Source organism: Bacteroidia bacterium, from assembly GCA_025056095.1.
Taxonomy (GTDB): domain Bacteria; phylum Bacteroidota; class Bacteroidia; order JANWVE01; family JANWVE01; genus JANWVE01.
The window spans coordinates 1-6427 of the sequence record JANWVW010000164.1; the positions used below are offsets into that span (position 1 = coordinate 1).

General features: G+C 36.0%; 5 protein-coding genes. 1 reads left to right on the top strand and 4 read right to left on the bottom strand.

Annotation, left to right across the window (positions count from 1 at the left end; genetic code table 11):
• Positions 1 to 100: 100 nt before the first annotated feature.
• Both dacB and NZ519_10755 read right to left on the bottom strand, forming a co-directional pair.
• Positions 101 to 1594 (bottom strand): D-alanyl-D-alanine carboxypeptidase/D-alanyl-D-alanine-endopeptidase, encoded by a 1494-nt coding sequence (gene dacB, locus NZ519_10750; GenBank protein ID MCS7029228.1) that lies wholly within the window; start codon positions 1592 to 1594, stop codon positions 101 to 103.
• A gap of 3 nt (positions 1595 to 1597) precedes the next feature.
• Positions 1598 to 2161 (bottom strand): STAS domain-containing protein, encoded by a 564-nt coding sequence (locus tag NZ519_10755; GenBank protein ID MCS7029229.1) that lies wholly within the window; start codon positions 2159 to 2161, stop codon positions 1598 to 1600.
• Positions 2162 to 2358: 197 nt separating this feature from the next.
• Here NZ519_10755 and dnaG point away from each other — a divergent pair, with 197 nt between their 5' ends.
• Positions 2359 to 4260, top strand: coding sequence for a DNA primase (gene dnaG, locus NZ519_10760; GenBank protein ID MCS7029230.1), 1902 nt, complete (start codon positions 2359 to 2361; stop codon positions 4258 to 4260).
• Between the two features lie 5 nt (positions 4261 to 4265).
• Here dnaG and NZ519_10765 read toward each other — a convergent pair whose 3' ends face one another.
• Complete coding sequence (locus NZ519_10765; protein ID MCS7029231.1) at positions 4266 to 4991, bottom strand: polyprenol monophosphomannose synthase; 726 nt, start codon at positions 4989 to 4991, stop codon at positions 4266 to 4268.
• 73 nt (positions 4992 to 5064) lie between these two features.
• Positions 5065 to 6267, bottom strand: a complete 1203-nt coding sequence (locus NZ519_10770; GenBank protein MCS7029232.1) for a pyridoxal phosphate-dependent aminotransferase — start codon at positions 6265 to 6267, stop codon at positions 5065 to 5067.
• Between the last annotated feature and the right edge of the window lie 160 nt (positions 6268 to 6427).

Genomic DNA, 6427 nt, shown 5'->3' on the forward strand with positions numbered 1-6427 from the left:
AAGCGCAGCGAAGTACCGAAGCGAAGCGCAGTGCGGAATGCCCCGACCCTTGCGCAGCAAGGGGCACGCCCAAAAAAGAAACTTAAATTCATCAACTTATCTAAAAGATTTTAGCTATGTATTCAATCAAGTTCCTTTCGTGAGGTAAAGAAGCCTTTTTTCGCGTCAATTCGTTGCCTAAGCAGGTAAAAGCAATCCATTCCCCTGTTTTGGGACTGTGATAATAGCCCGAAAAAGCTTCTACACCATGAATACTCCCTGTTTTTACATACGTATGTCCATTGAGATACGGACTATACAAACGTTCGTAAGCCGTACCACAAAGTCCAGGAACAGAAAAAGTTTTTAAGTAATCTTCAAAAAAGGGTTTATGATACATATATTCCAAGACTTTTATCATCAACTCTGGAGTAATTTTATTACAGTGTGAAAGTCCGCTGCCATCGGCTAAATCAAAGTAAGAGCTGCCTGTTACTTGCTCTAAAAAGTGTCTAAAACATATCATGCTGTTGCTGTAATTTCCAACGCCACCTAACTCTGCACCTACCTTTAAGAAAAACGCATCTGCATACATGTTGTTGCTATTGTTATTGACAGGGTACAACAACGTAAAAATATCTTTTGAAGTATGCACAAAAAGAGTATCCGCATTTGATTTAGAAAAGTCCGCAATTTCATAGCTAGGAATGGCATATCCTTTAAGAATAATTCCCTTTCTTTGCCAAGTATCTACCAATGCATCTAAAAAAAATTGAGTAGGATTACATACAGCAAAATCCTGCTCATACTTACCATGTAAGATGCCAATACTTCCTTTGACTACAAATTTGTATGAGTTGGGTTCGCGAGAAACCTTGACACACGCCCATTTTCCTCCTGTGGTAATACATTCATTTTGAATAAGAACATGCTTAGTTTTGGGATAAGCTTCAATATGTGCATATCGGTTAATTTTTGTAGGAGTAATTCGTAAAGTTACTTGGTTATCATTGAAAGAAAAAGCAGCATTTTCTGTGTTCCACCATTCATGGGCAAAACCTGGGTAATCTCTATCAGGCTTAGGAAATTGAATATCAATTAAACTATCATCGGCAATGATAGAACCATTAATACAAAAAATACCCTTAGACTTTAAGGTATCTGCCCATTGCTCAAATACAGCAAAAGGATTGTTATTGTAAAAGCGCCCTGAAAAAGAAGGGTCCCCACTACCTACAATAATTAGATTACCATGCAAAACATTATTCTTAACTTCCCCTTGAACTAAAAAAGGAGTCTTAAAACGAAAATCCTTGCCTAAGTAAGTCAAAGCACAAGCTGAAGTTAATACCTTTAAGTTTGAAGCAGGTTTAAAAAGTTTTTGGCTATTTAGTTCGTAAAGAGTTTCTTTATGAGTAAGAGAGTAAATTTTAATTCCGAATACTCCTTGCGGATTGAGAGATTTGAGAATTCTCAACTTTTGTTCTATGCCCTTTTTGAGCTGCTCTTTAGCCCGTACTCTTTGAAGACTGTCTATGTTTTGAGCATAAGAAAGTAAAGCTGCATAAAAACAAAGTGGTACAATCAATATGGTACGTAGAATTTGCCTGTACATGGCTTATTTTCTACGTCTTTTAGGTTTTTCATCTTCAAAATCATCTTCGTCATCCTCAAAAGTGTCTTCGAATTCTTCTACTTCGTCTTCTTCACTATCTTCGTATTCGTCATCAAACTTTTTGCCTTTTTTGCTCATAGCTATTTCTTCTTCCTCCTCGATTGGAAAATCATCTTCTATTTCTTTGAGCCGTTTATCTTGGAGGGATATTTCGTTTTCAATTTCATGTAAGAATACGCACTCTATTGCTTCATCTAAGGTAGGTAGAATATCCAGGCTTTTGTCTAACTGTGCAATTTGTAAAATTTTCATTACAGAGTCTTTTACTCCGCATAAAACCATGATACCCCCCATACTTTTGCATACACGCTGACCTAAAAGTACAGCACTTAATCCTGAGCTATCTACGAATGATACTTTGGATAAATCCAGTACAATGTTTCTCACGCCGCGGTTTGCCATAATAGTGAACTCGCTCTTTAAATCAGGAGCGATGCGGGCATCTAGCTTATTTTCTTCAAGTGTAATAGCCCAGAGCTTATCGCTTTTATCTACTGAAAACTTCATGTTTTACGCGTACCCCTACGCAAAAATAGACAAAAAAAGAAATTGGACAAACAAAAAAAGCAACATTAAAAGTTAATTTTATTTAGTTAGCTATTGATTATCAGTATCTTATTTTTATCAAGTTTTAGTAAATAGAGTGAGAATGTTTTCTAACTCAATGGACAACTAAAAAGATAGGGTTTGGTTATATTTGTATTATGAAAATTCCAGAGACTTTGGTAGAGCAAATAAAGTTACAAGCAGATATGGTGGAAGTTATAGGTACTTATGTAAAGCTCAAAAAAAGAGGTAGAACTTACGTAGGTCTGTGTCCTTTTCATCATGAAAAAACACCTTCTTTTCACGTTAATCCTGTTATGGGGATATACAAATGTTTTGGTTGTGGTGCAGGCGGAGATATAATTCGTTTTTTGATAGAACATGAAAAATACTCATACGTAGAAGCTTTAAAGTTTTTAGCAGAAAAGTATAACATTCCTTTTTATTGGCAAGAAAGTGATTTTGTAGATACATCAGAAACGGAAAGTTTATATATAGTTAATCAATTTGCTCAACAGTTTTTTACGCAGCAATTATGGGAAAGTCAAGAAGGCAAAGTTGCCCTTGATTATCTTAAAAAGAGAGGAATCAAAAAAGAATGGATTGAGAAATTTCAATTAGGATACGCACCTGCTCAAAACAATCTATTGATGCAAGAAGCAATCAAAAAACAATATGAGCTTAAATACTTGCTGCAAACAGGTTTAATTAAGCAAAATGAAGATACACAGCAGTATTACGACACTTTCAAAGGTAGGTTAATGTTTCCTATTCATACGCCCAGCGGTAAAATAGCCGGTTTTGCAGGTAGAATACTTACCGAAGATAAAAACACACCTAAATATCTTAATTCTACTGAAAGCCCTATCTATCATAAAAGTAGTCTTTTGTATGGCTTATTTCATGCGCGTATGCCCATCCGTAAAAATGATGAAGTCTTTCTTACAGAAGGCTATTTGGATGTTATTTCTTTACATCAGTCTGGAATAGAAAATGCCGTAGCTAGCAGCGGTACTGCTTTTACCGAAGAGCAAGCCCAAATCCTAACTAAATTAACTAAAAACATTACTATTTTTTATGATGGTGATACAGCAGGTAAGAAGGCTTCTTTCAAAGCAATGGAAATTCTGTTACCCTACAATGCCCACATACAGATTATTCCCTTACCTTCCGAAGATGACCCTGATTCTTTTGCACAAAAACACACTCCTGATGAAGTAAAAACCTATTTACAAACTCAAAAACAAGATGCTATTCTTTACAAATTTGAATACCTTTATCATCAAGCTCAAAATGATCCTAATCAACGAAGTAAAGTACAGCAAGACCTTCTTCAAGACATACTGCTTATACCTAACCCTATTACTCAACAAGAATACATCTATCAAATTGCTAGAATCGCGCGCGTTCCCGAAGAACACCTATTTCGTGAGTTTCAAAATCAATTAGAACTCTATAAAAAGCAAAAAAAACAATCTAACACTACTTCTGTAAATACTCCCTCCCCCCCTACTCATAGCTCTTCCCATTATTCAGAAACGCAAGAAAGAGAAATTTTACGACTATTACTTTTGTATGGCGATACGTACATTCAAGAATTGAATGCGTTTGTATTTCAAATTTTAGCTCAAGAAATTACCCAAGTAGATGAAGAGATTAAAAATCCCTACTACCAACAGATCTACAAGTATTTAATGGAGCAGTATCAACTTCATCACAGTGCTAACTTGCATCCCCTTATTCATCATGAAGATAAAACTTTGTCAAGTATTGTAGTAGATATAATCGCCGAAAGGAATAAGCACGAATATAGTCCTGAATGGATACGAAGGGATGGTTTAGATTTTAGTCTTGACAAAAATTTACCCAAAAGCTTGCAATATGCTATTTTGTACCTTCGCAAAAAGAACATAGAAGCTCTCATTCAAGAGAATTTGCAAAACCTAAAAAGTATTCCTGCTGATGACCACGAAAAAATAGAAGCTCATTTGCGCTTACATCAAAACTTAATTTTAATTCGTAGCAATATTCTTTCAGAGTTAGGTATAGTGATTAGTTAGTTTTTTCAATTCCACTTTTTGAACCAACTACTTACTTTAAGTTTGATAACCCCAAAAAAGGCTTCTAAAAAAATTTTCATACTCATTTTAGATTGTCCTGCGGTGCGGTCAGTGAATATGATAGGAATTTCTTCTAATATGAATCCATGCTTCCAAGCCTTAAATTTCATCTCTATTTGAAAAGCATATCCCACAAATTTGACACTGTCAAGGTCTATTTTTTCTAATACTTCTCGCCGATAGCAAACAAAACCTGCGGTAGCATCATGAACGGGTAAACGTGTAATGAATTTTACATATTTACTTGCAAAATAGCTCATCAATACTCTGCTCATAGGCCAATTGATTACATTTACACCTTTTTTGTATCTACTGCCAATAGCCACATCCGCGCCATTTATACAAGCTTGGACTAATCGCGGTAAATCCGCAGGATTATGGGAAAAATCAGCATCCATTTCACAAATAAATTCATAATCTTTCTGTAAAGCCCACTTAAAGCCGTGTATGTATGCTGTACCTAATCCTAACTTTCCAGCTCGCTGTGCCAAAAAAATCCGATTCGGATAGCGCAGCATAGTATTTTTTACCGCGTCTGCTGTGCCGTCTTGAGAGTTATCATCTACTACTAATACGTCTATGGGAGTGTCCAATTGCATAACAGCGTGCAGCATGCGTTCTATGTTTTCTACTTCATTGTAGGTAGGAATAATAACTAATACCTTATGCATGGCAAACAAAAGTACAAAAAACAAAAGTTTAATTTGGTATAAAAGTGCTATAAAACAATTAACAGTGCTTGTATTAGGCTAGTTTAGCTAAGCTCTGCTTGATGCGATTCATACCTTTTTGTATACTTTCTTCGGAAGCAGCAAATGAGATGCGTAAATATTCAGGTGCGCCAAAAGCTCCACCATCTACTAAAGCTACGTAGCTATCTTCTAAAATGAACATGCACAAGTCATAACTATTTTGAATAATTTTACCTTGTGGAGTTTTTTTGCCAATGTAGTAGCTTATTTTTGGGAACAGATAAAAAGCGCCTTCGGGTTCATTTATTTCAATATTAGGAATTTCTTTAGCTAAAGCTACTATTAAGTTTTTACGCTTTTCAAAGATACGATTCATTTCCTGACACGAAGTTCTATCCCCTGCTATGGCTGCTAATGCAGCGCGTTGGGCAATACTGCAAGCGCCCGAAGTAAATTGTCCTTGATACTTTTCGCAAGCTTGGGCAATCCAAGTAGGGGCGCCCATGTAACCAATACGCCAACCTGTCATAGCAAAACCCTTAGAAACCCCATTCACCGTAATAACACGGTCAAATATTTTGGGATTAGCGCCTATACTTTCATGCTTACCAATAAAATTGATATATTCGTAAATCTCATCGCTGATAATGTATAGATGGGGATACTCCGCAAATATGTCCGCAAAGGCGTCTAACTCTGCACGAGAGTATACTGTACCCGCAGGATTAGAAGGAGAAGAAAAAATAAATACTCTACTTTTTTCGTTAAGTACCTTTTTTACTTGATCAGGAGTAACTTTGAAATCGTTTTTTATATCACCCTCAATAAAAACGCTCTTACCCCCTGTAAGTTTGACAATTTCTGAATAAGTTACCCAATAAGGAGTAGGTATAATAACCTCTTCCCCAGGATTGACCAATACATGTAAAGCGTTGGCGATACATTGTTTTGCCCCTGTGGATACTACAATTTGTTCAGGTAAGTAGGGCAGATTATTTTCTTGGTTAAATTTTTGGCTAATCGCTTTGCGAAGTTCAGAGATACCTGCTACGGGCGGATAGTGTGTAAAACCTTCGCGAATAGCTTCAATAGCCGCATTGCGAATATGTGTGGGAGTATCAAAGTCAGGTTCGCCTATGCTTAGATTGATAACATCTTTTCCTTCTGCTTTTAACGCACGACTACGCTTACTCATAGCAATAGCCTGCGACTCTTCTAAAATTTGTATTCTTTCTGCACCTTTATACACGCTCATGAAACAAAAATACAAGGAAATTTTTGTTCGTTTGCGGAGGGGCTTAGATAATTTGGGTGTAAAGTAGTTACAAAACTTACAAGTTATTCAGGTATATCAATATGCAATTGTTTTTGTGATAATTCAAATAGTTTTTTGTGAGGTCAGAAAATTGATAGTT

Excerpts from the sequence above, each read along its gene's own strand:
- dacB (MCS7029228.1), bottom strand. The coding sequence starts at position 1,594 with ATGTACAGGCAAATTCTACGTACCATATTGATTGTACCACTTTGTTTT.
- NZ519_10755 (MCS7029229.1), bottom strand. The coding sequence starts at position 2,161 with ATGAAGTTTTCAGTAGATAAAAGCGATAAGCTCTGGGCTATTACACTT.
- dnaG (MCS7029230.1), top strand. The coding sequence starts at position 2,359 with ATGAAAATTCCAGAGACTTTGGTAGAGCAAATAAAGTTACAAGCAGAT.
- NZ519_10765 (MCS7029231.1), bottom strand. The coding sequence starts at position 4,991 with ATGCATAAGGTATTAGTTATTATTCCTACCTACAATGAAGTAGAAAAC.
- NZ519_10770 (MCS7029232.1), bottom strand. The coding sequence starts at position 6,267 with ATGAGCGTGTATAAAGGTGCAGAAAGAATACAAATTTTAGAAGAGTCG.